The organism is Streptomyces sp. NPDC050658, assembly GCF_044457025.1.
Lineage (GTDB): Bacteria > Actinomycetota > Actinomycetes > Streptomycetales > Streptomycetaceae > Streptomyces.
The window spans coordinates 326541-353539 of the sequence record NZ_JBITGM010000003.1 but is presented as its reverse complement, the minus strand read 5'-3'; the positions used below and the strand labels follow the sequence as shown (position 1 = coordinate 353539).

The 26999-nt window shown below is 70.7% G+C and carries 24 protein-coding genes; 9 read left to right on the top strand and 15 right to left on the bottom strand.

The window, feature by feature from the left end; genetic code table 11:
• Positions 1 to 3: 3 nt before the first annotated feature.
• The gene (locus tag ACIBKX_RS13220) at positions 4 to 1518 is read right to left on the bottom strand and encodes a peptide MFS transporter (RefSeq protein ID WP_363272852.1); all 1515 of its coding nucleotides are present in this window, start codon (positions 1516 to 1518) and stop codon (positions 4 to 6) included.
• Between the two features lie 356 nt (positions 1519 to 1874).
• Here ACIBKX_RS13220 and ACIBKX_RS13215 point away from each other — a divergent pair, with 356 nt between their 5' ends.
• The 5 genes from ACIBKX_RS13215 (at position 1875) to ACIBKX_RS13195 (ending at position 7554) form a co-directional block, all read left to right on the top strand.
• Positions 1875 to 2885 (top strand): polyprenyl synthetase family protein, encoded by a 1011-nt coding sequence (locus ACIBKX_RS13215; protein ID WP_363272854.1) that lies wholly within the window; start codon positions 1875 to 1877, stop codon positions 2883 to 2885.
• Between the two features lie 136 nt (positions 2886 to 3021).
• Positions 3022 to 4077 carry a CHRD domain-containing protein gene (locus tag ACIBKX_RS13210; RefSeq protein WP_363272855.1) on the top strand — a complete coding sequence of 352 codons (1056 nt, stop codon included), beginning with the start codon at positions 3022 to 3024 and terminating at the stop codon, positions 4075 to 4077.
• A 254-nt stretch (positions 4078 to 4331) separates the two neighbouring features.
• The gene (locus ACIBKX_RS13205) at positions 4332 to 5609 is read left to right on the top strand and encodes a DUF2092 domain-containing protein (RefSeq protein WP_363272856.1); all 1278 of its coding nucleotides are present in this window, start codon (positions 4332 to 4334) and stop codon (positions 5607 to 5609) included.
• 108 nt (positions 5610 to 5717) lie between these two features.
• Positions 5718 to 6671, top strand: coding sequence for an ABC transporter ATP-binding protein (locus tag ACIBKX_RS13200; protein WP_363272857.1), 954 nt, complete (start codon positions 5718 to 5720; stop codon positions 6669 to 6671).
• Complete coding sequence (locus ACIBKX_RS13195; RefSeq protein WP_363272858.1) at positions 6658 to 7554, top strand: ABC transporter permease; 897 nt, start codon at positions 6658 to 6660, stop codon at positions 7552 to 7554. The genes ACIBKX_RS13200 and ACIBKX_RS13195 overlap by 14 nt, the downstream gene beginning before the upstream one ends.
• Before the next feature lie 241 nt (positions 7555 to 7795).
• Here ACIBKX_RS13195 and ACIBKX_RS13190 read toward each other — a convergent pair whose 3' ends face one another.
• The 4 genes from ACIBKX_RS13190 to ACIBKX_RS13175 form a co-directional block, all read right to left on the bottom strand.
• A complete protein-coding gene (locus ACIBKX_RS13190) occupies positions 7796 to 8392 on the bottom strand; it encodes an NAD(P)H-dependent oxidoreductase (protein WP_363272859.1) in 597 nt (198 codons plus the stop codon).
• A 111-nt stretch (positions 8393 to 8503) separates the two neighbouring features.
• Positions 8504 to 9445: a M28 family metallopeptidase gene (locus tag ACIBKX_RS13185; protein ID WP_363272860.1), complete on the bottom strand. Its 942-nt coding sequence runs from the start codon at positions 9443 to 9445 to the stop codon at positions 8504 to 8506.
• Between the two features lie 137 nt (positions 9446 to 9582).
• Positions 9583 to 11037: a hypothetical protein gene (locus ACIBKX_RS13180; protein WP_363272862.1), complete on the bottom strand. Its 1455-nt coding sequence runs from the start codon at positions 11035 to 11037 to the stop codon at positions 9583 to 9585.
• Between the two features lie 256 nt (positions 11038 to 11293).
• On the bottom strand, positions 11294 to 11422 hold the full coding sequence (locus ACIBKX_RS13175; protein WP_363272863.1) for a hypothetical protein: 129 nt from the start codon (positions 11420 to 11422) through the stop codon (positions 11294 to 11296).
• Positions 11423 to 11571: 149 nt separating this feature from the next.
• On the opposite strand from ACIBKX_RS13175, the gene ACIBKX_RS13170 reads away from it, so the two are divergent.
• The gene (locus ACIBKX_RS13170; protein ID WP_363272864.1) at positions 11572 to 12141 is read left to right on the top strand and encodes a TetR family transcriptional regulator; all 570 of its coding nucleotides are present in this window, start codon (positions 11572 to 11574) and stop codon (positions 12139 to 12141) included.
• Between the two features lie 43 nt (positions 12142 to 12184).
• Here ACIBKX_RS13170 and ACIBKX_RS13165 read toward each other — a convergent pair whose 3' ends face one another.
• Positions 12185 to 12634 carry a VOC family protein gene (locus ACIBKX_RS13165; protein WP_363272865.1) on the bottom strand — a complete coding sequence of 150 codons (450 nt, stop codon included), beginning with the start codon at positions 12632 to 12634 and terminating at the stop codon, positions 12185 to 12187.
• A gap of 21 nt (positions 12635 to 12655) precedes the next feature.
• Between ACIBKX_RS13165 and ACIBKX_RS13160 the strand changes: the two genes are divergently transcribed.
• A complete protein-coding gene (locus tag ACIBKX_RS13160; RefSeq protein ID WP_363272866.1) occupies positions 12656 to 13327 on the top strand; it encodes a CGNR zinc finger domain-containing protein in 672 nt (223 codons plus the stop codon).
• On the opposite strand, the gene ACIBKX_RS13155 is transcribed toward ACIBKX_RS13160, so the two are convergent.
• Positions 13324 to 13734: a helix-turn-helix domain-containing protein gene (locus ACIBKX_RS13155; RefSeq protein ID WP_363272867.1), complete on the bottom strand. Its 411-nt coding sequence runs from the start codon at positions 13732 to 13734 to the stop codon at positions 13324 to 13326. The two genes, ACIBKX_RS13160 and ACIBKX_RS13155, sit on opposite strands and share 4 nt — an antisense overlap.
• Positions 13735 to 13915: 181 nt before the next feature.
• Here ACIBKX_RS13155 and ACIBKX_RS13150 point away from each other — a divergent pair, with 181 nt between their 5' ends.
• The gene (locus ACIBKX_RS13150; protein WP_363272868.1) at positions 13916 to 15370 is read left to right on the top strand and encodes an MFS transporter; all 1455 of its coding nucleotides are present in this window, start codon (positions 13916 to 13918) and stop codon (positions 15368 to 15370) included.
• On the opposite strand, the gene ACIBKX_RS13145 is transcribed toward ACIBKX_RS13150, so the two are convergent.
• The gene (locus ACIBKX_RS13145) at positions 15310 to 16176 is read right to left on the bottom strand and encodes an AraC family transcriptional regulator (RefSeq protein ID WP_363272869.1); all 867 of its coding nucleotides are present in this window, start codon (positions 16174 to 16176) and stop codon (positions 15310 to 15312) included. The two genes, ACIBKX_RS13150 and ACIBKX_RS13145, sit on opposite strands and share 61 nt — an antisense overlap.
• 100 nt (positions 16177 to 16276) lie before the next feature.
• On the opposite strand from ACIBKX_RS13145, the gene ACIBKX_RS13140 reads away from it, so the two are divergent.
• On the top strand, positions 16277 to 17146 hold the full coding sequence (locus ACIBKX_RS13140) for an NAD(P)H-binding protein (RefSeq protein WP_363272870.1): 870 nt from the start codon (positions 16277 to 16279) through the stop codon (positions 17144 to 17146).
• Between the two features lie 79 nt (positions 17147 to 17225).
• Here ACIBKX_RS13140 and rarD read toward each other — a convergent pair whose 3' ends face one another.
• From rarD to ACIBKX_RS13105, 7 genes are all read right to left on the bottom strand, one after another.
• Complete coding sequence (gene rarD / locus ACIBKX_RS13135; RefSeq protein ID WP_399375783.1) at positions 17226 to 18134, bottom strand: EamA family transporter RarD; 909 nt, start codon at positions 18132 to 18134, stop codon at positions 17226 to 17228.
• Positions 18135 to 18431: 297 nt separating this feature from the next.
• On the bottom strand, positions 18432 to 19529 hold the full coding sequence (locus ACIBKX_RS13130) for a 2-oxoacid:ferredoxin oxidoreductase subunit beta (RefSeq protein ID WP_363272873.1): 1098 nt from the start codon (positions 19527 to 19529) through the stop codon (positions 18432 to 18434).
• The gene (locus tag ACIBKX_RS13125) at positions 19522 to 21453 is read right to left on the bottom strand and encodes a 2-oxoacid:acceptor oxidoreductase subunit alpha (RefSeq protein ID WP_363272874.1); all 1932 of its coding nucleotides are present in this window, start codon (positions 21451 to 21453) and stop codon (positions 19522 to 19524) included. Before ACIBKX_RS13125 ends, ACIBKX_RS13130 begins: the two co-directional genes overlap by 8 nt.
• 341 nt (positions 21454 to 21794) lie before the next feature.
• Positions 21795 to 22472 (bottom strand): response regulator transcription factor, encoded by a 678-nt coding sequence (locus tag ACIBKX_RS13120; RefSeq protein ID WP_363272875.1) that lies wholly within the window; start codon positions 22470 to 22472, stop codon positions 21795 to 21797.
• Positions 22473 to 22535: 63 nt separating this feature from the next.
• Positions 22536 to 23990 (bottom strand): hypothetical protein, encoded by a 1455-nt coding sequence (locus ACIBKX_RS13115; RefSeq protein WP_363272876.1) that lies wholly within the window; start codon positions 23988 to 23990, stop codon positions 22536 to 22538.
• A 137-nt stretch (positions 23991 to 24127) separates the two neighbouring features.
• Positions 24128 to 25483 (bottom strand): sensor histidine kinase, encoded by a 1356-nt coding sequence (locus ACIBKX_RS13110; RefSeq protein WP_399375745.1) that lies wholly within the window; start codon positions 25481 to 25483, stop codon positions 24128 to 24130.
• A 106-nt stretch (positions 25484 to 25589) separates the two neighbouring features.
• Positions 25590 to 26873 (bottom strand): sensor domain-containing protein, encoded by a 1284-nt coding sequence (locus ACIBKX_RS13105; RefSeq protein WP_363272878.1) that lies wholly within the window; start codon positions 26871 to 26873, stop codon positions 25590 to 25592.
• Between the last annotated feature and the right edge of the window lie 126 nt (positions 26874 to 26999).

The window sequence follows — 26999 nt, the reverse complement described above, 5'->3', positions numbered from 1 at the left end:
ACCTCAGTGGACGGGATGCATGGTGCGGCGGAGCCACGGGGCGAGCGCGATGACGGCGACACCCGCGGCCACCGCGATCGCGCCGTTCACGCCGAAGTACGCCGGGTTGGAGACCTCTCCGTAGAGCTTCACGGTCTGCGCCTGGATGCCGTTGGCGAGGGCCAGCGAGAGGAACCAGAGGGACATCGTCTGGCTGGCGAAGGCCTTCGGGGCGAGCTTCGTCGTCGCCGACATGCCCGACGTCTCCACCAGGATGTCGCCGAGCCCGAGCAGCAGATACGAGCCGACGATCCACCAGACCGCCATCTTGTACGTGTCGTCGCCGTGCCCCGAGGCCGGCAGGACCATCAGGAGGAACGAGAGGCCGCCCAGGATCACACCGAACGCGATCTTGTTGGAGGCGTGCGGCTGGCCGTGGCCCATCTTCGCCCAGACGGTGGCGACGATCGGGGCGAGCCCGACCTCGAAGGCGCCGAGCGCGGAGGCGTACCAGCTGGCGGGGAAGGTGAAGCCGAGGATCGACGTCTCGGCGTTCGTCGAGGCCAGCAGGATCATCGTCGAGTAGGCCTGGAACAGGATGAAGTTGAAGACGACCGAGGCGAGGAAGAGCACGATGTAGGGCTTCAGCCGGCCGCGTTCCTCCGCCGTCACGCGCGGGCTGCGGAACATGACGGCGAAGTAGACGGCCGGCGCGATCACCGAGATCAGGGTGAGCAGGTCCACGAAACGGTCCATCGTCAGCCAGCCGACGCCGGCCAGGATCCCGCCGATCGCCGCCACGACCACGATGCCCACGACGATGAGCAGCACCGCCCGCCGCATCGCGTCCTTGGGCAGCGCGAACTCGGCGGCCGCCTTGCGCCCGGCGAGGTGCCGCCGCCCCCACACGTACTGGATGAGGCCGAACGTCATGCCGATCGCGGCCGCCGAGAAGCCCCAGTGCCAGCCCCGGTGGTCGCCGAGCCAGCCGGTGATCAGCGGTCCGGCGAAGGCGCCCACGTTGATCGCCATGTAGTAGAGCGCGAAGCCCGCGTCACGCCGGTCGTCGTCGGTGCGGTAGAGCTTGCCGACCATCGAGGCGACGTTCGGTTTGAGCAGCCCGGTGCCCGCGCTGATCAGGCCGAGCCCGACCCAGGTCATCGTCGCGGTCGGTACGGCCATCGAGTAGTGCCCGCAGGCGATGAGGATGCCGCCCCACAGGACCGCGCGGTACGAGCCGAGGATGCGGTCGGCGAGCCAGCCGCCCGCCACGGACACCAGATAGACCAGCGTTCCGTACGCCGCCGACACGGAAGCGGCGGTTCCGGCGTCCATCCCCATGCCGTCGTCGGCGACCGAGTCGGCGAAGTAGAGGACGAGGATGGCCTGCATGCCGAGGAACGAGAAGCGTTCCCAGACCTCGAGGCCCGAGAGGGTGAGCAGACCGCGCGGCTGCCCGAAGAAGGCGTGGTCGTCGCCCGGCGGCGGCTCCGTGGCGGGATCCGGGGGCGGTTCGGCTTCGGACTCGGTACGGGACAAGGAGCTGCTCCCGGTAGTTCCGTCGGGTCGGGGATGATCGGGTCGTGGACGGACAGTTCTGGGACGATACGGTCTTCTCGGGCGTATGAGCTGATCAAGAACATACCGGTGGTGATCGCGTGCCGCCTGGGCGGCATTGCACAGGCGGGTGCCCACTGTGATCGAAAGGCGACCGGATACGCTGACTTGAGTGATGGCAGCGACACATCGACAAACCGCGTCATCGACCCGGCAAACCACCGTGTCATCGACCCGGCGAACCACCGTGTCATGGATCCGGCCATCACACAGTGATCGACAGAGTGATGATCGACCGAGTACCGACTTGTGATCGTCAGCAGACAGGAGAACCCCTCGTGACCGTCGTCGGGCCCTTCGGCCTCAGCGTGCGGGACCAGGCTCTCGAAGCCGATGTCCAGGCCGGATTGGCGGCCGTCGAGGAAGGTCTGCTCGACGCCACCAAAAGCGGGGTCCCCTTCATCACGGAGGCGGCACAGCATCTGGTGCGCGCGGGCGGCAAGCGGTTCAGGCCGCTGCTCGTGATGCTCGCCGCGCAGTTCGGCGATCCGTACGCGCCGGGCGTGGTGCCCTCCGCCGTGGTCGTGGAGCTGACGCACCTCGCGACGCTCTACCACGACGACGTGATGGACGAGGCGGACGTGCGCCGCGGCGTCGAGAGCGCCAACCAGCGCTGGGGCAACTCGGTGGCCGTCCTGACCGGCGACTTCCTCTTCGCCCGCGCCTCGTACATCCTGGCCGACCTCGGCCCGGACGCCGTCCGCATCCAGGCCGAGGCCTTCGAACGCCTGGTCACCGGCCAGATCCTGGAGACGGCTGGGCCGACCGAGGGCCGCGACCCGGTCGACCACTACCTGGACGTGCTCGGCGGCAAGACCGGCTCGCTGGTCGCCGTGGCGTGTCGTTTCGGCGCCATGATGTCGGGCGCCGACGAGACCGTCGTGGACGTCCTGACCCAGTACGGCGAGCGGCTCGGAGTCGCCTTCCAGCTCGCCGACGACGTACTGGACATCGCCTCCGACTCGCACGAGTCCGGCAAGACGCCGGGCACGGACCTGCGGGAAGGCATCCCCACGCTTCCGGTGCTCCGGCTGCGCGAGCGGGTGGCGAAGCTCGGGCTGCCCGAGGACATCGCCCTGTGCGAGCTGCTGGACTCGGACCTGACGGACGACGCACGGCACGCGGAGGCGCTGGCCCGGCTGCGGGTCCACCCGGCCCTGGAGCAGGCGCGCAAGGACACCGTGCGGTACGCGGAGGAGGCGCGGGCCACGCTGGCCCCGCTGCGGGACTGCGACGCGAAGGTCGGGCTGGTCGAGCTCTGCGATCTGGTGGTGCACCGGGCGGGCTGAGGCCCCACATGCGCATGTGACACAGGTCACATGAACTGGCCTAGATTGGATTGAGTCCAGGCTGAGATCCGCTCCGTACCTACGCCCAGAAGCTGACGCAGGGGGCGTTGGCTCAGGTACGGGGAGATTTCCAGTCATGGGCACCTTCGACACTTCTGATACGTCCGTCGCCGACGCCTCGGGGAAGAAGCGGCGCCGCACCCTGCTCGTCTCCGGGGTCGCGGTCGCCGCCGCGGCCGGCGTGGCCGTCGCGGTCATTCCCGCGGTGGCGAGCAGCAGCGGCAGCAGCGGCGCAGGGCGTGCCGCGCACGGCGCCGCGCACGGCGGCCAGTCCGTGGAGGTGCAGAGCGGCGCCTCGGGCGGCACCGGCGGAACCGTCTTCGCGGCCGCCATGAACGGCGCCAACGAGGTGCCGGTGCAGGGCGGGCCCGCAGTGGGCGACAAGGACGGCAAGGCGCTGGAGTTCGTCCGGGTCAAGGGCGACAAGGTGTCGGTCACCGTCAAGTGGCGGGGCACCGGAAAGCCGACCGCGCTCCACATCCACCAGGGCGAGCGCGGCACCAACGGCGGCATCAAGATCGACTTCACCAAGCTGCTCGACGGCGGCGGCAAGGGCAACCGAGTCAGCGGCACGGTCAAGGTCGACGACGCCGCGCTGCTCGACCAGTTGAAGAACAACCCCAACAGCTTCTACGCCAACCTGCACACCGCCGAGTTCCCGGGCGGCGCCGTCCGCGGGCAGCTCCACAAGGTGACCGCCCCCGTCGACTTCCGGGACGCGGCGGACGGCTTCCAGGCGTCCGTGATCCGGGGCGAGCAGATCTACGAGTGCAAGAAGGCCGACGACGGCTCCGGCAAGTTCGCCTTCGCCCAGCGCGACGTACGTGCCCGGCTCGGCGGCAACATCGCGCACAGCTTCACCGCGCCGGGCTCCGGCACCCCGCAGTGGATCGCCCCCGACGGCAGCGCGGTCACCGGCAAGCTGATCTCCAGGACGCCGAACGGCACCGCCAACATCCCCGAACTCGACCTGGCCGCCACCCAGTCGGGCAAGCCGCGCGGGCTGCTCGCCGAGACGGTGGAGATCCTGCGGCTGAACACGGTGGGCGGGGTCGCGCCGGCCGGCGACTGCGAGCCGGGGGCCATCGCGAAGGTGCCGTACAAGGCGGACTACGTGTTCGTCCAGCGCTGAGCCCTGCTTCAACCGTCCGAGCGGCGTCTCCCCTACGGGATGGGGGAGGCGCCGCATCCTGTTGTCATCCCACAGCAGTACGTGGAGTTGCTCCCGGGGTCTGACGCTTCTGGCTGGCCGATTTGGTCGTATGGAGACCAGCAAGGTCGAGCAAGAACAACCACTCCTGACCTATTCGGGTGAGAATGGCGGCGCGGGGTGGACGCAGGCACGTACAGGGAAGGCCGCCGCCGACCACGGAGGTAGGGCACACAATGGCACCGTACGAACCGGAGCAGAACACCAATGAGGCCGGGGAGCAGCGCGTCGGCCGCCGCAAGGCGGCGCGTTACGCGGTCCCGGTCGCGGTGGCGGGGGTGGCGGCGGCGACCATCGGGCTCGTCCCGGCGCTCGCCACGTCGGGCGACCCCAAGCTGCCCGAGATCACCGCACAGGAACTCATCGAGAAGATCGCGGCGTCGGACACCGAGCAGCTCTCCGGCACCGTGAAGATCAGCACCGACCTGGGCCTGCCGTCCCTCGGCGGCGGCATGACCGGAGGCTTCGCCCCGGGCGGCGGCTCGGGCGAGAGCGGGGGCGAGGACGGCAAGGGCTCGGCCGCCGACCCGCAGTCGAAGCTCATGGAACTGGCGTCCGGCACGCACACGCTGCGGGTCGCGGCCGACGGCCCCGACAGGCAGAAGCTGTCCGTCCTGGACGACGCGGCCGAGTACAGCCTGATCCACGACGGCGACGACGTCTGGGCCTACGACAGCAAGTCGAACGAGGTCTACCACTCCAAGTCGGCGGGCAAGGCATCCGACGGCAAGGAATCCGACGGCAAGGCCGGAGACCTCCCCAAGGACGTCCCGTCCACGCCCAAGGAGCTGGCCGACGAAGCCCTGAAGGCGGTCGACGACACGACGTCGGTGAAGGTCGACGGCACGGCGCAGGTCGCGGGCCGGGACGCCTACCGCCTGGTCATCAAGCCCAAGCAGTCCGGTTCGACGGTCGGTCAGATCACGGTCGCCGTGGACGCCAAGACCGGTACGCCGCTGAAGTTCACGCTCACCCCGGCGGGCGGCGGCAGCGCGGTCGTCGACGCGGGCTTCACGAAGGTGGACTTCGCCAAGCCGGCGGCGTCGACCTTCGACTTCACGCCGCCCAAGGGCGCGAAGGTCACCGAGGCCGACGACGCCAAGGCCGAGAAGCACGGCTTCAAGGGCGACGGCAAGGAGTTCGAGGACTTCAAGGGCGAGGAGGGCCCGAACGGTCTGAACGTCATCGGCGAGGGCTGGAACTCCATCGCCGAACTGGAACTGCCGGGCGGCCAGGGCCTCCCGACGGGCGGCTCCGGGTCCGGGTCCGAGGACATGCCGCAGGACGCCCAGCGCCTCCTCGACTCGCTCGGGGACAAGGTGACGGGCGAGTTCGGCGAGGGCACGGTGTTCAAGACGCGACTGATCAACGCGTTGATCACGGACGACGGGAAGGTTTACGCCGGGGCCGTGACGAAGGACGCGTTGGTGAAGGCGGCGAACGCGGCCGACTAAACCCTGCGGGGGGCTGCGCGACAAGCCACGACGCACTCGGAGACGACGTACAAGCGGCGGGCTCAGGGATCGAACCCTGAGCCCGCCGCAACGGTGAGGGAGGACAAGGTGCCGCCCAGCAACGGCAGCCCAGGGCCCGGCGTGATCGAAACTGCCGCGCTGACGAAGCGATACGGCAAGCAGTTGGCCGTGGACAGGCTGAGCCTCACCGTCCCCAGCGGCAGCGTCTTCGGGTTCCTGGGGCCCAACGGCTCCGGCAAGACCACCACCATCCGCATGCTGATGGGCCTCATCGAGCCGACTTCGGGCCACGCGCGCGTCCTGGGCCACGCCATGCCCCAGGCGACCCGCAAGGTGCTGCCGCACGTGGGCGCCCTCATCGAGGGCCCGGCCCTGTACGGCTTCCTCTCCGGCCGCGACAACCTGCTTCGTTATGACTCCGCCGACCCGACCGCCGACCCCCGCACCCGCCGGGCCCGCGCCGAGGCGGCGCTGGACCGGGTGGGGCTGACGGCCGCGGCCGGCAAGAAGGCGAAGGCGTACTCGCTGGGCATGAAGCAGCGCCTCGGCCTGGCGGCGGCCCTGCTCCAGCCGCGCAGGCTGCTCGTCCTGGACGAACCGACGAACGGTCTCGATCCGCAGGGCATGCGCGAAATCCGCACGCTGGTACGGGAGTTGGCCTCGGAGGGTACGACGGTCTTCCTCTCCTCACACCTCCTGGACGAGATCGAGCAGGTCTGTACGCATGCGGCGGTGATGGCCCAGGGGCGGCTCATCACGCAGGGGCCCGTGGCCGAACTCGCGGCCGGTGCGCGGGGGCGGCTCGTGGTGACGACGCCGGACACGGGGGACGCGGCGCGTGTCCTGAAGGAGCTGGGCGTGGGCGATCTCGTCGTGACGGAGGACCGGGTGACGGGCGAACCGCCGGGGACGGAACTCGCCGAGCTGAACGCCGCGCTGGTCGGGGCGGGCGTGCGGGTCAGGGGCTTCGGGGTCGAACGGGCCTCGCTGGAGGACGCGTTCGTGGCGCTGACGGGGGAGGGCTTCGATGTCGCGGGCTGAGGTCATGGACGTATCCACGGCAGGCGAACCGCGCGAGGTCCGGCGGATCTGGAGCCTCGGTCTCTTCCGCAGCGAACTGTCCGTGACGTTCCGCCGCTGGCGGACGCTCGCGCTGCTCGGTGTGCTGGCGGCGGTGCCGATCCTGGTGGGTGTCGCCGTCAAGATCGAGACGAGTGACGGCTCGACGATCGGCGGGGGCGGCGAGGGCGGGGGCCCCGCGTTCATCGCGCAGGTCACGAACAACGGGCTGTTCCTGGTCTTCACGGCGCTGGCGGCGACGCTGCCGTTCTTCCTGCCGATGGCGATCGGTGTGGTGGCGGGGGACTCCATAGCGGGCGAGTCCAGCGCGGGCACGCTGCGCTATCTCCTGGTGGCACCGGCGGGACGCACCCGCCTGCTGCTGGCCAAGTACGCGACGACGCTGACGTTCTGCCTGGTGGCGACGTTGGTGGTGGCGGTCTCGGCGCTGGCTGTCGGGGCGCTGCTGTTCCCGGTGGGCGAGGTCACGACGATCTCCGGCACTCGGATCGGCTTCGGCGAGGGCCTGTTGCGGGCCCTGCTGATCGCGCTGGTCGTCGCGGCGTCGCTGATCGGGGTGGCGGCGCTGGGCCTCTTCGTGTCGACCATGACCAGCAGCGGGATCGCGGCGATGGCGACGACGGTCGGGCTGCTGATCACGGTCCAGATCCTCGACCAGATCCCCCAGTTGCACGCGATCCAGCCGTACTTCTTCTCGCACTACTGGCTGTCCTTCGCGGACCTGATGCGAGAGCCGATCTACTGGGACGAACTGACCAAGAACCTGGGCCTGCAGGGCCTGTACGCGGTGGTGTTCGGCTCGGCGGCTTGGGCGAGGTTCGGGGGGAAGGACATCACTGCCTGAGGGTGCGGGGGTACGGGGCATCTGTCGGACCCTGCGCGGGTGCTGTGCCGGGGTGCCGGGGCTGAACGCGGGTGCCCGCCGGGTAGCCGCTCAGTGGATGCGTGCGGCAGGCACCGGCGCACAGCAAGTCGGCAGGCGCCTGCGCCCAGCAGGCCCGTCCCGCCCAGACGCCGATCAGCAGCGCACCCCAGCCGAAGGCCCAGCGCACCACAGGCCCGCCGCGAAGGCCCGGCCTCAGCCCTCAGCCCTCATACGAGTACCGCGCCAGCGCCGGCTCCTGGTCGAAGAACTTCTTCGCCCGGGCCAGTGCCGCCGTGTCGTCCAGTACGTTGCCGGGGCGGGAGCCGTTGCCCAGCAGGACGCCGCCGAAGTGCATCGGGAAGAACGCTGCGGTGTTGCTCAGGGTGCCGATCAGGGGGGCGGCCACCTCCTCCTCCTGGTGGGCGAGGGCCGTCACGCCCCACAGGGTGCGGCCCGCCAGGCTCTCCTTGAACTTGACCTCCGGGACCTCCAGCCACGCGTCCCAGTAGTCGAGGTAGCGCTTGGTCGTGGCCGACACGGAGTACCAGTACAGCGGCGACACGATGACGATGTCCGTGGCGGCGAGCGTCGCGTCCAGGAGCAGCGCCTCGTGGTCGCCGCTGGGGCGCGGCCGTGCGCGGGGGCGGCTCTCGTCGTGCCGCAGGTCCTCGAAGTCGGGCAGCGGATGGTCGGCGAGGTGCAGCCAGCGCTGCTCGACGCCGGGCGGCAGCTGCTCGGCGGCCTTGCGGGCCAGGGTCTCGGAGTTGCCGTCGGGCCGGGCACTGCCGAGTACGAAGAGGAAGCTGCGGTCGGTCATGGGAATCCCCCTGGAGGTGGCGCGCCGAAACAGCGCGAACAGCGATTACCTGCGCATGCACTATATGCACGCGCAGGTAATCGCGTCTACAGGAGAGTGCCCTGAGGGCGCCTAGGCGGACAGCCCCCACACCGCGTGAGCCACCGCGTCACTGTTGTGGTCCAGGGCCTTTTCGTCGATGTTCGACGTCGTGTCGCACGACGAGTGGTAGCACTTGTCGAACGGCTCGCCCGCCGTCCCGCCCCAGTTCTGCGCCTGCTCGGCCGTCTTCTCGTAGTCGGCGCCGCTGAACAGCCCGCCGACCGGGATGCCCGCGTCCTTGAACGGGGCGTGGTCGGAGCGGCCGTCGCCCTCCTCGTCCGGCTCGGTGGCGATGTTCAGGCCGCCGTAGAAGTCCTTGAAGGTCTTCTCGATGGTGGGGTCGTCGTCGTAGACGAAGTACCCCGGGTTCGGCGAGCCGATCATGTCGAAGTTCAGATAGCCCTTGATCTTCGACCGCTCGTCCGCCGGCAGCTTCTCGACGTAGTCCGAGGAGCCGACCAGACCCAGCTCCTCCGCTCCCCACCAGGCGAACCGCAGGTGCTTGGCGGGCTTGTACTGCTCCTTGGCCACGGTCAGCGCGGTCTCCAGGACGGCCGCCGAACCGGAGCCGTTGTCGTTGATGCCGGGGCCCGAACCGACGCTGTCGAGGTGCGAGCCCGCCATGACGACCTGGTCGGCGTCGCCGCCCGGCCAGTCGGCGATGAGGTTGTAGCCGGTCTTGCCGCCGGAGGTGAACTCCTGGACGGTCGTGTTGAATCCGGCCTCGTCCAGCTTGCCCTTCAGGTAGTCGATGGAGGCCTTGTAGCCCGCGCTGCCATGGGCGCGGTTGCCGCCGTTGGCCTCCGCTATGGACTGCAGCTGGGCGAGATGACCCTGGACGTTGGCGACGGAGATGTCGGGCGCGGCCGCCGTGGGGGAGGGGGCCGCGTTGGATATGGCGGTGGTGGCGAGTAGCCCGGTGACGGCTATGACGGCGGCTGCCGCGGCACGTCCGGGAACAGAGAGCTTCATGTGGGGGGCTCCGAATTCCGTGAAATCTGAACGGGATTGGCGTGCCTGATGGTGGGGGTGAGGTTGACCGTGCGTCAAGAGCGCGTATCGGTCGCTTCGTTCCGCATAGCGGTCGGTGCGGTGGGTGACGCAGTGGCTTAAGCCTCGGACGACGCGGCGCTCGGCGGCACCAGCACGGTCCAGCCCGGCGCGTACGTGTCCGGCACCGGACGGCGTTGCCAGTCGCGGGCCCAGCGCGGCACCGTCCCCTCCCGCAGCACCAGCGCGGTCGGCCGCCGCCGGTCACCGCGATCGGCGGCCACGCATCCGGAGACGTACGCGACGGGAATCACCGAGGTGTTGCCCTGGATCACGCACGGCGGGCGGACGCCCTGCGCACGCAGGACCTCGGTGACGCGGCTCCAGTCGCCGCGGGCGCCGGCCTGGATGCGGCCGTTGCCGTGGGCGAGCGGGAGTTGGACGGCGAGATGGCAGGCGAGTACGGCGAGGAGCACGCCGCCCGCGACGCGGCGCCGGCGTGCGGCCAGCGCCCGGTCGGCCAGGGCGAGCAGCCCCACGGCCGCGGGGAGCGCGAGCAGGGCGTGGGTGGGCAGCAGGAAGCGCGGTGCCCCGTAGGGGACGAGCAGGAGGTAGGGGAGCGCCGCCGTACTGCCCACGGCGACCGCGAGCCAGAGCACCCGTGCGCCCCGGTCCGTCCGCCGCGCCGCCCACAGGCCTGCGGCCACGAGCAGCGCGAGCAGCACCCACCACTCCAGGGCGACCGCCCTGACGCTGTCGGCGTCGCAGGGCCGGCAGAGCAACGGGCCGTCCGCGACGGTGAACTGCGCGGTGAGCGCGGCGAGCGGCCGCAGCCCGCCCTGCACGTCACTCGCGTCGCCGAGCCGTTCGCGTACGCCGCCGAACCTGACGTACGCCTCGATCACCCACGGCAGGGCTCCGGCGAGGACACCGCCGAGGGCGGCTGCGGCACGGGCGGGGGAGCGCGGGGTGAGCACCCCGAACGAGGCGAGGAGGAGCGGGGCGGCGACGGCGGCACCGTCGTTGGGCCGCATGAGCGTGGCGAGGGCGATGGCCGCGCCGATTCCCGCGTACGTAAAGGGAGTCGGCCGGAGGCGCAGGAAGAGCCCGACGGCTGCGACCGCCCCCATGGCGGTGTAGTGGTTCGGCATGGCGGCGCCCGCGTAGAACAGGGCGAACCAGAGGCTGCCGTACAGCCCCGCGGCGACCGCGACGGTGGCGGGCCGCCGGTCGAACACCCGCAGCCAGGGCCGGAACCCCAGATAGAGCGCGCCGGTCGACAGTACGGTCAGCCACACCCTGAGCAGCACGACCGAGTCGCTCCAGTAGGCGACGGGCGCGATGAGCAGCGGGACGCCGCGCGTGCGGGGCGCGCTGAACGGTGTGGCGGGACCGTACGGTTCGAACCGGCTCGCGTAGACGATCTCGTCCCAGCCGAGCGGCAGCGTGATCGGCACGAGCGCCAGTGGCAGCACGGCGAACGCGGCGCAGACGGCGACGAGCGGCCACCGCGCAGGCCCGCGCGGCACGGGCAGCTCGGCACGCGCCCCCACGAGACGCCGCGCGTCGGCCATGGTCAGACGGTTCTCGACGCCGCCGCGATCAACTGCACGACGAGCTGCTGGCCGGTCATCCGGCTGGTCTCCTGTCAGGGGATGGCGGAGCGTCGAGCTGTCGCTCGGTCACATGTGGTCACTTTCGGTTGAATGCAGTGAATGTAGTGATACTGACGCCGGAATCGAAGGATCGGTTGGCCGACACGGTGAATTCCGGCGGCTGGCGGCGCGTGCTCGGCTGGTGACGCGTACTCGGCCGGCGGCGCGTGCCCGGCTAGCGGCGCGTGCCCGGCTTGGGCAGCGGGCGGGGGCGCGGGATCGAGCGGGGCTTCGGGGAGCGCCGGTCGTTGAAGCGCAGGGCGGTGGCGGAGGTGCGGGACAGGCCGGTGGGGTGAACTCGCAAAAGGGCTCCAGGGTAGGGCGATCAGGTCGGGCCGGATGCGGCCGAGTGAGGCCAGGCCGGCCGCTTCAGCTGATGTACTCTGCTTGAAGTGGTTTGAAGGTAGTACTTCACTTGCAGTGGTGTCAATCGTTTTCGGAGAACGGAACCTCATGCGTCAGAACCCCGCCCGCCGCACCGCCCTGCTGGACGCCGCCATCGAGGTGCTCGCCCGCGAGGGCTCGCGCGGTCTGACCCTCCGCGCGCTCGACACCGAGGCGGGCGTCCCCACCGGCACCGCGTCCAACTACTTCACGAACCGCGCCGACATGCTGGGCCAGATCATGGGCCGTACGCGCGAACGGCTGACGCCCGATCCGGCGGACGTCGCCGAGATGCTCAAGGCTGAGCCCTCGCACGAGCTGGTGAAGACCTTCATGCACCAGATCGTCGAGCGGATGCACCAGGACCGCAGCAGCCATCTGGCCATGCTGGAGCTGCGGCTGATGGCCACGCGCAGCCCCGAACTCCACGCCGAGCTGACCCGCTTCTTCAGCGCCGAGCTGGCAGGCAACATCAGCTTCCACCTGGAGAACCGGCTGCCCGGCGACAGCATGGGCATGGTGCTGCTCTATCTGGCCATGTTCGGCTTCATGGTCGACGACCTGACCATTCCGGAGCTCCTGGCGCCGCATCGGCCCGAGCGGCTGATCGACGAGATGGTGACGCGCCTGCTGCTGTGAGCTCGGCGCCAGGAGACCCGGACCCGCACCCGCGCCCGCGCCCTTAGTGGACGCAGAACTCGTTCCCCTCCGGGTCTGTCATCACGACCCACTCGCCGCCCGGCTGCTTCTCGCGCCGCAGTACGGCCGCGCCGAGCGCCTCGACGCGGGCGACCTCGCGCTCGCGCTCGTTGGGCGCGGAGTGGACGTCGATGTGCAGCCGGTTCTTGCCGCTCTTCGTCTCCGGTACGCGCTGGAAGAGGATCCGGCGGCCCAGGCCGGTGCCGCTGTCCTCGTCGTACGGGTCGTCGGGATGCCGCACGGCCACCAGATCGCGGAAGGCGTGCCGGCCCCGGAAGTCGACCACGTCGGACTCGGCGAGGGCGCCGAAGCCGAGCAGGCGGGTGATCAGGGCGCTGTTGTCCTCGACCTCGTATCCCAGGGTCTCGGCCCAGAAGGCGGCCTGGGCGTGCGGATCGTTGGCGTCGACGACGAGCTTCCAGTGCAGTGTCATGTAACCAGTTATAGTGGTTACATGATGGAGAGTGCCAGGGGACAGGCCGAACGACCGGGGCTGCTGCTGATCCCGCCCACGGGGCGCCCCTTCCACTTCGACCCCGGCACCCTCTGCCTGGAGCTGGTGGCGACCGGCGGTCCGGGCGAGTTCCGCCGCTTCGAGGTGCTCCACCAGCCCGCCGACCTGGCGCGCTGGGCGGGGGAGTGCCGGCTCGGGATGCCGCCGGGCCATGAGATCGAGGTCGGCGAGGGCGAGTTGGCCGCCGCACGGGAGCTCCGCGACGCGCTGTTCCTGCTCGCCGCCGACCGGGCCCACGGGCGCCCGCTCGACCCCGGTCAGCTGTCCGTCGTGAACGCCGCGGCGGCCGAGCCCCCGCTCGCCGCCCGCATCGAACCGGACGGCACGCGCGCGTGGGCGGCGGGCGCCACCGGCACCCGACTTCTGTCGACCGTCGCCCGCGACGCCGTCGACCTGTTCACCGGGCCGCACGCGGACCGCGTACGCGAATGTGCCACCCACAACTGCTACTTGCTCTTCGTCGACACCTCACGGCCGGGCCGCCGCCGCTGGTGCTCGATGGAGCGGTGCGGCAACCGCCAGAAGGTGCGGACGCACCGGGCGCGGGGTGAGGCGTCGGCGGCCCGGACCGACTCTCCGGAGGCTTGGCCCGACTCCTCGTCGAAGGCTTAGCCCGCCTCCTCCGCCGCCCGCTCGTCGTAGGCCTCCCGCGCCGCCGCGATCTCGTTCTGGTGCTGCTCCGTCCACGTCACCAGGGTCTGGATGGTGTGGTGCAACGTGCCGCCCAGCGGGGTGAGTTCGTACTCCACGCGCGGCGGGACCACGGGATGCACCGTCCGCTTCACCAGGCCGTCGCGCTCCAGCTGGCGCAGCGTGACCGTCAGCATGCGCTGGCTGATGCCGTCGATCTCCCGCCGCAGCTCAGTGAAGCGGAGCGTGCGGTGCTCCAGGAGGGCGATGGTCAGGAGCGACCACTTGTCGGCGACCCGGTCGAGGATCTGCCGCACCTGGCAGTCCTCGCGGGTGTCCCACTGGAAGGGATCGGCATCGCCGTAGTCCACGCCCACGCCCGCGCTCACGGTGCCTCCGGGGTTACTCGGTGACTTCAAAGTGCCTTCTTCCGTACGTGCCGATCGTGCCGCAGGCTGCCATTGGTTACAAGAGGGAACCGACCCTCTTCCGGGTAACCGGAACAGGCGAGCCGGCCGAAGCATCCGGCCGAAGTAACCGGAGCAACCGCCGACTTCACCGGGAGCACTCATGGGCGCACGGGCCTGGGCACTGCTGCTCGTCCTCTGCGGGACGATCTTCCTCGAAGGTGCCGACATCGCGATGCTGGCGATCGCGATCCCCGCGATCCGGGCCGATCTCGGCCTGTCCACGGGCACCGCGGCGTGGGTCCTCAGTGCGTACGTCCTCGGGTACGCCGGTTTCACCCTGCTCGGCGGCCGGGCGGCCGATCTGCTGGGCAGGCGGCGGATGTTCCTCACCTGGCTCGGCGTCTTCGTCGTCTTCTCCGGGCTCGGCGGACTCGCCACCGAGGGCTGGATGCTGATCGTCGCCCGCTTCGTGACGGGCCTCGCCGCCGCCTTCATGACCCCGGCCGCGATGTCGATCATCACCACCTCGTACGCCGAGGGCCCCGAGCGAAACAAGGCGCTGCTCGTCTTCGCCGGCACATCGGCGGGCGGCTTCTCGCTCGGCCTGGTCATCGGCGGACTCCTGGCCGGGCTCGGCTGGCGGTGGGTGTTCTTCGCGCCGGTGCTGCTCGCGGGGGCGGTTCTCGCGGCGGCCGTGCGGCTCATCCCGAAGGAGGCGGCGCGGGTGCGGGGGCGCGCGGGCGGGTTCGACCTCGGGGGCGCGGGAGCGGTGGCCGGCGCGATGCTGCTGCTCGCCTTCGGAGTCGTACGCCTCGAACACGGCCTGGCGGGCTGGCCGTTGACGCTCGGCGCGGCCGGTGCGGGGCTGCTGCTCGGCGCCGCCTTCGTGCGGATCGAGCGGCGGGTCGCGCAGCCGCTGGTGCGGCTGGGGATTCTGCGTACGGGGTCGGTGGTGCGGGCCGGGCTCGGGGCGCTGCTGTTCGTCGGGGCGTTCATGGGCTTCCAGTTCGTCCTGACGCTCTACCTCCAGGAGCTGCGCGGCTGGTCGTCCTGGCAGACCGCGATCGCCATGGTGGTGATGGGCTGCGACGTGATCCTCGCGCCGACGCTCACCCCGCGCCTGGTCGCGCGGTTCGGCAACGCGCGGGTCATCCTCGGCGGGTTCCTGCTGGCCATCGCGGCGTACGGTCTTTTCCTGCCGGTCGGCATGGACTGGACGTACGCGGCGATGTTCCCGACGCTGGTCCTGGCCGGGACGGCGTTCGCGCTCGCCCTCGGCCCGCTGATGATCGCGGCGACGGACGGCGTCGCGGAACGCGAACAGGGCCTGGCCAGCGGCCTGTTGCAGACGGCGCTGCAGTTCGGCGCGGCGATCGGCGTCTCGGGTGTCACGGCGGTGCACGGCATCGCGGAGTCCGCGACCGGCGCGTCGGGTCTTTCCGCCTTCCGGGTGGCCCTCGTCGTACCGCTCCTGATGGTGCTGCTCGGCGCGGTCGTCTCCGCGTTCGGCCTGCGCGGTCGCCGGCGCGGCGGCGGGCCCGTCGCGGGCGGCGGTCAGCCCGCCGCCCGGAGCGCCGCCGAGTCCGGCCGCCCCGCCGTCAGCGAGGCGCGGTAGCCGCTCGGTGCGATGCCCCGGATCCGCTTGAAGGCGTCGCTGAAGCCGAACCCGTCCGCGTACCCGACCTGACCGGCCACGGCGGCGACTGTCGCGCCCGGCTCGGCGAGCAGCTCGGCGGCGAGCGTCATCCGCCACTCCGTGAGGTACGCCATCGGGGGCTTGCCGACCAGCTCGGCGAAGTTGCGGGCGAAGGCGGCGCGGGACACCTGGGCGCGCGCGGCCAGGGACGCCACCGTCCAGGGGCGCGACGGCTCGTCGTGCATGGCGTGCAGGGCGGGGCCGACCACGTCGTCGCCGAGCGCCCGGTACCAGGCGGGCGGGCAGGCCTCGGGCAGGTCGAACCACTCGCGCAGGGTGCAGGCCAGCATCCAGTCGAGCATCCGGTCCATCACGTACTGGCGGCCCGGCCGGTCGGCGGCCACCTCGGCGGCGATCAGCTCCAGGATGGGCGTGCAGTCGTCGGCGCCGGGTACCACGAGGAGCGGCGGCAGCGTGCTGATCAGGCGGCGGCCGACGGAACTGCCCAACCGGTAGGCGCCGGTGACCAGTTCGCACTCCGTGTGGTCGTCGTCGGCGGTCAGCCGGAACGGGGCGGTCGTGCACACCACGGCCGCGTCACCCTCCCGCAGCGTGTGCGGCTCACCGGAGGCGGCGGCGATCCGCGCGGCGCCGCGCACCACCGCGACCAGCGTCAGCGCGGAGCCCTCGCCGTGCTCGGACTCCCAACGCCCGCTCAGCACGGCCCGGTTGAACAGTGCCCCGTCCGCGCGTACGCCGCGCAGCAGATCCCCCAATGCGTCCATGCCCCCACGGTAGACGGACGGGGCGGCCCGTAGACGTACTCCCATCCGAGCGAGACGGATGCCCATGTCCCGGCGGCCCGCCGGAGGGTTTCCTGAACCCATGACCGACAACAACGCAGCTCAGACGGCGCAGGCCGCGCAGACGTCGAACCCGAACATCCTGGTCCTCGGTGCCACCGGCAAGACCGGCCGCCGTATCGTGACCCGGCTGCGGGACCAGGGGCACACCGTGCGGGCGGCGTCCCGCTCCGGAGAGACCCGCTTCGACTGGACCGACCGCGCCACCTGGGCGCCCGTCCTCGAAGGCGTGACCGCGCTCTACTTCGTGGGACCGCCGAGCGCCGAGCCGGTCGCCGACTTCATCGACCAGGCGGTGGCCGCCGGCGTACGCCGCTTCGTGGTGCTCTCCGGGCGGGGCGTCGAGGTGTACGGCGACACCTTCGAGCCGTCGATGGCGGAGGCGGAGCGGGTGGTCAGGGACCGGGGCGTGGACTGGACGGTGATCCGCCCCAACAACTTCACCCAGAACTTCGACGAGGACATCTTCCACGCGCCCCTCGTCGCGGGCCGCCTGGCGCTGCCGGTCGGCGACGTGCCGGAGCCGTTCATCGACGTGGACGACATCGCGGACGTGGCCGCCGCGCTGCTCACCGAGGACGGGCACACGGGCCGCGTCTATGTACTGTCGGGTCCGCGTGCGATGTCCTTCGCACAGGCGGTGGCGGAGTTGGCACAGGCGTCGGGCCGCGAGATGCGCTTCGAGGACGTCTCGCCGGACGAATACGTCGGGGAGCTGACCGATGCGGGCGTCCCCACCGCCGACGCCCGGGCCCTGGCCGACGTACTGGCGTGGCTGGCGGAGGGCCACAACGCGGCACCCGCGCCCGGCGTACGCGAGGTGCTGGGCAGGGAGCCGAGGGACTTCGGCGTGTACGCGAAGGCGGCGGCGGCTTCGGGGGCGTGGGGCTGAGGGGGCGCCCCGTAAGGGGCGCGGGGAACGGCGCGACCAGCCACAGCGCACCCGCAGCCGAAGGCGGTTCCCCCGGAGGTCAAACCGCCGCTTCGCTCTCCCGCTCCGCGGCGGACGCCGACCCCGCGGAAGCCTTCCGAGCAGCGGCAAGCCGGGCCGCGTTACGCCGAGCGGAGCGCAACGCGTCCCAGGTCAGCAGCGTCAGCGCCAGCCACACGAGCCCGAACCCGGCCCACCGCTCCGGCGGCATCGCCTCGTGGAAGTACAGGATCCCGAGCAGGAACTGGAAGACGGGCGCGAGGTACTGGAGCAGCCCCAGCGTGGAGAGCGGCACCCGGATCGCCGCCGCCCCGAAGCAGACCAGCGGGGCCGCGGTGACCACGCCGGTGGCGGCAAGGAGCGCCGCGTGGCCGAAGCCCTCCGCCCCGAACGTGGACTCGCCCTGCGTGCCCAGCCACACCAGGAAGCCGACCGCCGGCAGGAACTGGATCGCGGTCTCGGCGGCGAGCGACTCCAGGCCGCCGAGGCCCACCTTCTTCTTCACCAGTCCGTACGTGGCGAAGGAGAAGGCCAGGCAGAGCGAGATCCACGGCGGCTGTCCGGCGCCGATGGCGAGCACGAGGACCGCTGCGAGGCCGATGGCGACGGCGGTCCACTGCACGGGCCGCAGCCGCTCGCCGAGCAGCAGGACGCCCATGGCGATGGTGACGAGGGGGTTGATGAAGTAGCCGAGCGAGGCCTCGACGACATGGCCGGAGTTCACGGCCCAGATGTAGACGCCCCAGTTGACGGTGATGACCGCCGCGGCGATCGTGATGAGGCCCAGCCTGCGCGGCTGCCTCAGGAGCTCGCCGGCCCAGGCCCAGCGGCGTACGAAGAGCAGGGCGACGCCGACCACGACCAGCGACCACGCCATCCGGTGGGCCAGGATCTCGCCGGCCCCCGCGGGCTTGAGCAGCGGCCAGAAGAGCGGGACCAGGCCCCACATTCCGTAGGCCGCGAAGCCGTTCAGCAGTCCTATGCGCGCCTCGCCCTTCGACTGCTCCGCTGCTGCGCTGTCCACGGCCCCTCCTTGGTGCTCCGCAGCCCCACGCTGCCCTCAAGAAGGTAGCGGTACGGACACCCTCGTGTCATGCCCGTATCGCGAAGACGGTCATGACGTGCGGCACGTCGGGATCACGTCGGGATCAGGTCGGGATCACGTCGGCAGTACGTCGGCAGTACGACGAAGCCCGGCCCTGAAGCATCAGGGCCGGGCTTCGGAGGAGGCAGGCGGCGACAGGCCCTAGCCCACAACCGTCCACGTGTCCCCGCCCGCGAGCAGCGCGGCAAGATCTCCCTTGCCGTTCTGCTCGATGGCGGTGTCGAGCTGGTCGGCCATGAGCGTGTCGTAGACCGGGCGCTCGACGTCGCGGAAGACACCGATGGGCGTGTGGTGCAGGGTGTCGGGGTCCGCGAGCCGGGAGAGCGCGAAGGCCTGCGTCGGTGAGGTCGAGTGCGCGTCATGGACGAGAATCTGAGACTCGGTCTCAGACGTGACCGGGACAACCTTGAGATCGCCGGTCGCCGCGTCCCGCACGACCCCCTTGGCGCCGAGCCCGTTCTCCAGGGGGGTCCCGAAGCGGATCGGCTGCCCGTGTTCGAGGCGGATCACCGCCTCCTCGGCCTGCTGCTTGTCCTTCAGGACCTCGAAGGCGCCGTCGTTGAAGATGTTGCAGTTCTGGTAGATCTCCACCAGCGCCGTGCCGGGGTGCTCGGCCGCCTCGCGCAGCACCGACGTGAGGTGCTTGCGGTCCGAGTCCACCGTCCGCGCCACGAAGCTGGCCTCCGCGCCGATGGCGAGCGAGACCGGGTTGAACGGGGCGTCGAGCGAGCCCATCGGCGTCGACTTGGTGATCTTGCCGAGTTCGGAGGTCGGCGAGTACTGACCCTTGGTGAGGCCGTAGATCCGGTTGTTGAAGAGCAGGATCTTCAGGTTCACGTTGCGCCGCAGCGCGTGGATCAGGTGGTTGCCGCCGATCGACAGCGCGTCGCCGTCACCGGTCACCACCCACACGCTCAAGTCCCGCCGCGACGAGGCGAGTCCGGTGGCGATGGACGGGGCGCGGCCGTGGATCGAGTGCATCCCGTACGTGTTCATGTAGTACGGGAAGCGGGACGAGCAGCCGATGCCCGAGACGAAGACGATGTTCTCCTTCGCCAGGCCCAGCTCGGGCATGAAGCCCTGCACCGCCGCCAGGACGGCGTAGTCACCGCAGCCGGGGCACCAACGCACCTCCTGGTCGGACTTGAAGTCCTTCATGGACTGCTTGGCCTCGGCCTTGGGCACCAGCGAAAGCGCTTCGATCGTGCTCCCGGTGCCTTCGGTCTTCGTGTCAGCCATTGATGGCCTCCTTGAGAGCCGTGGCGAGCTGCTCGGCCTTGAACGGCATTCCATTGACCTGGTTGTACGAGACCGCGTCCACCAGGAACCTGGCGCGGACGAGCGTGGCGAGCTGCCCGAGGTTCATCTCGGGAATCACCACCTTGTCGTAACGCTTCAGGACCTCGCCCAGATTCCGCGGGAAGGGGTTGAGGTGGCGCAGATGGGCCTGGGCCACCTTCTCGCCGGCCGCGCGCAGCCGGCGGACCGCCGCGGTGATCGGGCCGTAGGTCGAACCCCAGCCCAGGACGAGCAGCTCGGCGTCGCCCGTCGCGTCGTCGACCTCCAGGTCGGGGACCTGGATGCCGTCGACCTTGGCCTGGCGGGTGCGGACCATGAAGTCGTGGTTGGCCGGGTCGTACGAGATGTTGCCCGTGCCGTCCTGCTTCTCGATGCCGCCGATGCGGTGCTCGAGGCCGGGCGTGCCGGGGATCGCCCAGGGGCGGGCCAGCGTCTGCGGGTCGCGCTTGTAGGGCCAGAAGACCTCGGTGCCGTCTTCCTCGGTGTGGTTCGGGCTCAAGGTGAACTGCACGCGCAGGTCCGGGAGTTCATCGGTGTCCGGGATCCGCCAGGGCTCCGAGCCGTTGGCGAGATAGCCGTCGGAGAGGAGGAACACGGGGGTGCGGTAGGTGACCGCGATCCGGGCCGCCTCGATGGCCGCGTCGAAGCAGTCGGCCGGCGTCCTGGGCGCCACGATCGGCACCGGCGCCTCGCCGTTGCGCCCGTACATCGCCTGCAGCAGGTCAGCCTGCTCCGTCTTGGTCGGCAGACCGGTGGAGGGCCCGCCCCGCTGGATGTCCACGACAAGGAGTGGCAGCTCCAGGGAGACCGCGAGGCCGATCGTCTCGGACTTCAGGGCGACGCCGGGGCCCGATGTCGTGGTCACGGCGAGCGAGCCGCCGAAGGCCGCGCCGAGCGCCGCGCCGATGCCCGCGATCTCGTCCTCGGCCTGGAAGGTGCGCACGCCGAAGTTCTTGTGCTTCGACAGCTCGTGCAGGATGTCCGAGGCCGGGGTGATCGGGTAGGAGCCCAGGTAGAGCGGCAGATCCGCCTGCCGGCCCGCCGCGATCAGCCCGTACGACAGGGCCAGGTTCCCCGAGATGTTGCGGTAGGTGCCGGTGGGGAAGGCCTTGGCGGCCGGGGCGACCTCGTACGAGACCGCGAAATCCTCTGTCGTCTCGCCGAAGTTCCAGCCCGCGTGGAAGGCCGCGATATTGGCCTCGGCGATGTCCGGCTTCTTCGCGAACTTCGTCCGCAGGAACTTCTCGGTGCCCTCGGTCGGCCGGTGGTACATCCAGCTCAGCAGGCCCAGCGCGAACATGTTCTTGCTGCGGCCCGCGTCCTTGCGGGAGAGGTCGAACTCCTTGAGCGCCTCGACCGTGAGCGTGGTCAGCGGCACCGGGTGGACGTTGTAACCGTCCAGCGAGCCGTCCTCCAGCGGACTGGTCTCGTAGCCGACTTTCTGCATCGCCCGTTTGGAGAACTCGTCCGTGTTGACGATGATCTCCGCGCCGCGCGGCACGTCGCCGATGTTGGCCTTCAGCGCGGCCGGGTTCATCGCCACCAGGACGTTCGGCGCGTCACCCGGCGTGAGGATGTCGTGGTCGGCGAAGTGCAGCTGGAAGGAGGAGACGCCCGGCAGCGTCCCGGCGGGGGCACGGATCTCGGCGGGGAAGTTCGGCAGCGTCGAGAGATCGTTGCCGAAGGACGCCGTCTCGGAAGTGAACCGGTCACCGGTGAGCTGCATGCCGTCCCCGGAGTCACCCGCGAAGCGGATGATCACCCGGTCCAGACGACGGACATCCTTCTCACCAGCGGGCTTGCGTTGCTCTCCGACGACTGCCCCGTCGGCCTGCTCGGCTGGGCTACTGACCTGGCTGGTCACTGAACTGGACCTCCTCGAGGCGGCTGAGCGGCAAAGGCCGGAAAGACCAGCCTTCCCAAGGCCCACCCTACGTCGGTAAGGGTCGCCTTCCCGGGCTCGCTCGCATGATGGACGTGCTTTTGAGACGCGCAATTGCCCTGATTTGCCATGTTCTGCCTCGCCCCCCGGTCCCTCATGGAAGACGCTCCCACTCATCCTTTGGTTCTAGGACTGTGCTCTGTGTGCTGCTTCCTGTACTCGTCCTTGCGAGTGCCTGGCCGGAGTCATGGTCACCCCTCGAACTAGCTTCGACCTAGTGGCACCCTTGTTGCCCGCTAAATAACTGACAGGGTGTCAGTTCCTCAGGAGTTGAGATAGGTCAGCACGGCCAGAACCCGTCGGTGATCCCCGTCACTCTGCGAGAGGCCGAGCTTCAGGAAGATGTTGCTGACGTGCTTCTCGACGGCGCCGTCGCTCACCACCAGCTGCCGGGCGATCGCCGAGTTCGTCCGCCCCTCGGCCATCAGGCCCAGCACCTCGCGCTCGCGCGGCGTCAGGTTCGCCAGCACGTCCTGCTTGCGGCTGCGGCCGAGCAGCTGCGCCACGACCTCCGGGTCGAGCGCGGTGCCGCCCTGCGCGACCCGCACCACCGCGTCCACGAACTCACGCACCTCGGCGACCCGGTCCTTGAGCAGGTAGCCGACCCCGCGGCTGGACCCGGCGAGCAGCTCGGTGGCGTACTGCTCCTCGACGTACTGCGAAAGGACCAGCACCCCGAGCCCCGGATACTGCTGGCGCAGCCGCACCGCCGCCCGCACCCCCTCGTCGGTGTGCGTCGGCGGCATCCGCACGTCGGCCACCACCACGTCCGGCAGCGCGTCCGCCGCGGAGAGCTCGTCGACCGTCTTGATCAGCGCCTCCGCGTCGCCCACCCCCGCGACGACGTCATGCCCGCGGTCGGTCAGCAACCGGGTCAGCCCCTCCCTCAGCAGCACCGAATCCTCGGCGATGACGACCCGCACTCTGTCCTCCACGTCCATGGCCCCCCGGCATATTGGTTCCTGCGTCCCCCGGCACCTCAGTATCGCGCGTGCGCGCGGGCGTTACCTGGTTCGTGGACAGACCGCCTTCTTGTGTTCGCTCTTGGCGGGCACGAAGGAGGCGTCTTCAAGACGCAAGCTGAGAGCGCGCTTCGTCTTCGGATCCCAGAGGGTCACGCGGTCACCCTTGGGTCCGAAGGTGAGGAGGGGACGGTCCTGGGGGAGGGTGCCGCCGTAGACGGGGGTGTCCTTGTCCTTCGGATGTACGCAGATGAAGTCGGCCTTCAGTCCGTAGTAGGCACCGGGCGTCTTGTACTCCTTCGCCGCGGCGAGGGCCCGGTCGCCGGAGTCGCCGGCGCGTTCGACCACGGCGCCGGCGAGGACGAACAGGCCCGCGGCACAGCCCAGGTACACGCCCAGCACCACGGTGATGCTGAGGGCGGAGCCGGAACGTGCGGTCGTCCGGAACACCCAGCCGCTCGCACCCAGGCCCGCCAGCAGTCCGTACAGAAACGCGAGCGACACCCAGAGCCCGGCGATCAGGCCGTCCGGCCACGCCCCCGCCGAGACCTCGCCGGACAGACCGAAGGCCGACAGATAGCCCGCGTACACCGACTGCCCCACCTGCGGAACCGCGGCGAACGCGGCGGGCAGGACGACCGGGAGCACCCAGGGCAGGATGGTGCGCAGGGAAGGGGACTGGAAGTAGAGCCACTTGACGCCGATGCCGAGATGGACGGTGAGCGCGATGACGCACAGGACGCGTCCGTCGAGCCACCAGTAGGAGTCGAACGGCTTGCGCATCGACAGGATGGCGTGCGAGGCGATGAGGACCGCGGCGCCGGCCATGACGCAGTGCGCCAGCGCCATCGGCGACGCCTGGTTGATCCGCGCGGGCCGCACCTCGTGCTGCCGGGGGTCGAACGGCGGCCAGGCCGGCGAGTGCGAGGCCGCCGCGGCCAGCGCGTCCGCCTCGGGTGCGTCCTCCGGGATCCGGATCACGCGCTCGGGCTGCGGATCCTCCGTCGATTCGGCGGTGCGAAGGCCCAGCAAGCCCCTCAGCCGCTCGCGCGGCGTTGGGACCCGCCGCGAATGGACCCGCCAGGTGATGTGCGGGTCCGGCCGGTGCTGGATCAGCGCCGCGTCCCTTACGTGCAGGGCGAGTTCCCTCGCGTACGACAGGTCCATGACCTGGTGCAGCGCATGCTGGGCCGCGCCCTCGCGAGCGCCGATGAGGCGGACCTCGACGATTCTCGGTACGTACGACGGTGTCACCTCGTCCGGCGCGTACTCGCCCGGCTTCGGCTCCCGGACCGGCCAGCCGCGGGCGGTCAACTGGCTCTCGGCGAGCGCCAGTTCATCGGGGTCCTCCTGGATCTCGACGAGGACGCGTACGCGGTAGTCGAACGGCAGCCCGTTGCCCGCGTCCTGCCCGCCGCCCCCGGAGTCCGCGACGGGCTCCGCGCCCCGCAGCCGCTGCTGTATCCGCTCGCGCAGACGGGACCGCCCTCGCTGCATGACGCGCCTCCCCCGAGAACTTCCCCTGTGGCCGATCAGCCAGAAGGTACCCAACTCGGGGGAGGCGAGGCACTGTTGATGCGGGCTGTTGATGCGGGCTGTTGATGTGTGCTGCTGATGCGGTCTGCTGGTGCGGGCTACGCCCGCCAGGGCAGCTCCGCCGTCACCATCGTCGGACCGCCCACCGGCGAGTCCACGACCAGGATTCCGTCCACCGCGTCGAGCCGCTCCGCGAGCCCCGCGAGGCCGGAGCCCGCGGTCACGTCCGCGCCGCCCGCGCCGTCGTCGGTGACCTGGAGCATCAGCCGGTCCTCGACCTTCCAGACGTCGACCGAGCCGCGCTGCGCCCGCGCGTGCTTCGAGATGTTCTGCAGGAGCTCGGAGACCGTGAAGTACGCGATGCCCTCGATCGCGGCGGCCGGACGCGCGGGCAGATCCACCTCGACCTGCACCGGAACCGTGCACCGCGCGGCGAGCGCGGACAGCGCCGCGTCCAGACCGCGGTCGGTGAGGACCGCCGGATGGATGCCGCGGGCCAGGTCGCGCAGCTCCTGGAGGGCGACCTTCACCTCGCCGTGCGCCTCGTCCACCATGCGCGCCGCGGCCTCCGGGTCCTCCGCCAGCTTCTCCTTGGCAAGCCCCAGGTCCATGGCGAGCGCGACCAGTCGGGCCTGCGCCCCGTCGTGCAGGTCCCGCTCGATGCGCCGCAGGTCCGCCGCCGCGGTGTCCACGACGACGCCCCGGTCCGACTCCAGCTCGACGACGCGCGTCGCCAGGCTCGACGGGCCGAGCAGACCGGCCACCATGACGCGGTCGACGGTGGTCAGGGCCCGGATGATCCAGGGCGTGGCCAGCGTGATCAGCAGTCCGGTGAGGGCGACGACGCCGATCTCGAAGGGGTTGTCCAGGTAGACGCGGTGGTTGTCGTCGCCGTAGAGCTGGATGCCGCCCTGCCCGCCGTACATCGGGAAGGTCCACTGCCACAGCGGGTACGTCAGCATCGTCCAGCCGTACGACCAGAAGACCACCGACACGGTGAACGAGAAGATCGCCCACGGCATGTGAAGCACCGAGTAGAGGAAGTGCCGCCAGGAGACACCGCTCTTGAGGACGGCGCCCATCCACGCCAGCGCGCCGCCGCCCTTGGGCCGCAGCGGCTCGGGGTTCGCCACCTCCAGGCCGAGCAGCGACCGCGCCCGCACCCGCTCCAGGGCGCCGATGCCGCGGCAGCCGGCCAGGCCCGCGGCGAGCACCGGGATGCCGATGAACGTGATCAGAAGGCCGGCGCCGAGCGACAGCATCGTGATCGCGTACGTGAACGTGACGATGCTGATGGGCAGGCTCAGCAGGACATAGCCGAACTCCTTCCACGCGCGGGCCTCGAACGGCGCGCGCAGCCCGGCGGGGACACGGCGGCGCCGCTCGTCGAGGTCGGAACCCCGGAACTCCGAACGGTCCATGCGTCCGTACTCCTGTCCGTACTCCGTGGCCATCGCTGTCGTCCGTTTCTGCTCGGTCGTGCGCCCTGTACCTCCAGCGTCCTCGCCGGGGCCGATCCGGACCATGTGGTGAGTTGGTGTCTTGGACCGGGGGTTTTCCCTACTCCCGAGCCGCCTCCCGACCGTCCCGCTCCCGGTCCTGCCCCTTGTCCCGGTCCCTGTCCTGCCCCTTGTCCTGCCCCTTGTCCTGCTCCTTGTCCTGCCCCTTGTCCTGCTCCCGGTCCCGCCACGGCAGCTCGGCCGTGATCGTCGTCGGGCCGCCCTGCGGCGAGTCGATGACGAACAGGCCGTCGACCGCGCCGAGCCGGTCGGCGAGCCCCGCCATGCCCGAGCCGCCGTCGAGACTCGCGCCGCCCCGCCCGTCGTCCCACACCTGGATGAGCAGCCGCTGCTCCGAGCGCCACACCTCCACGGACGCCGTGCGCGCCCCGCTGTGCTTGGACACGTTCTGCAGGAGCTCGGAGACAGTGAAGTACGCGATGCCCTCGATCGCGGCGGCCGGGCGGGTCGGCAGATCGGCCGTCACCTTCACCGGCACCGTGCACCGCGAGGCCACGGACGACAGCGCCGCGTCCAGACCGCGGTCGGTGAGGACCGCCGGATGGATGCCGCGAGCCAGGTCACGCAGCTCCTGGAGGGCCAGCTTCACCTCGCCGTGCGCCTCGTCGACCATCGCCGCCGCCGCATCCGGATCCTCCAGGAGCTTCTCCTTGGCCAGACCGAGCCCCATCGCGAGCGCGACAAGGCGGGCCTGCGCCCCGTCGTGCAGATCCCGCTCGATACGCCGCAGATCCGCCGCCGCCGTGTCGACCACGACGCCCCGGTCCGACTCCAGCTCGGCGATGCGCCGCTCCAACTCGTCGGAGGGCGAGAGCAGCCCGCGCACCATCGCCCGGTCGGCGTTGGTCAGCCCGCGCGCTATGTAGGGGAGCACGGGCCAGAACACGAAGAGCCCGGTGAAGGCGATCGCGAACGTCACCACGCCCCAGGGCAGCCGGATGAACTCGTACAGCATCGTGCGCCAGGCCACCGGATCCTTCAGGCTCGACCGCAGCCAGCCGAGAAAACCGTGCCCCCGCAGCTTCGGCATCGGGCTCGGCTCCTCGATCCGCAGCCCCAGCAGCCCCCTGGCCCGCGCCCGCTCCGCCTTGCCGAGCAGCCGCGCGCCGAGCAGCGCGCCCGCGAGCAGCGGCAGACCGACCACCGTCACCGAGAGCCCGAGACCCGCCGCGAGCGCCACCGTCACATAGGCGAAACCGGCCACGCCCAGCGGCAGATTGGCGAGGAGATGCGCGATCTCCTTCCAGGTCTGCCCGTCGTACGCCGCGAAACGCGCGGGCGGCAGTGCGGCGTGCGGGGCAGAAGACAGGGCGCGTGCGGTCATACGTGCCAGCCTGCCTGGCCGACCCCTCCCGCGCCATGAGGTTGACCGCCAACCAGGGCGGGGGATATCCCCACCCCAGACAGACCCCAGTCTCCTGACCGATACGTGACGCTCTGCTTACCTCGT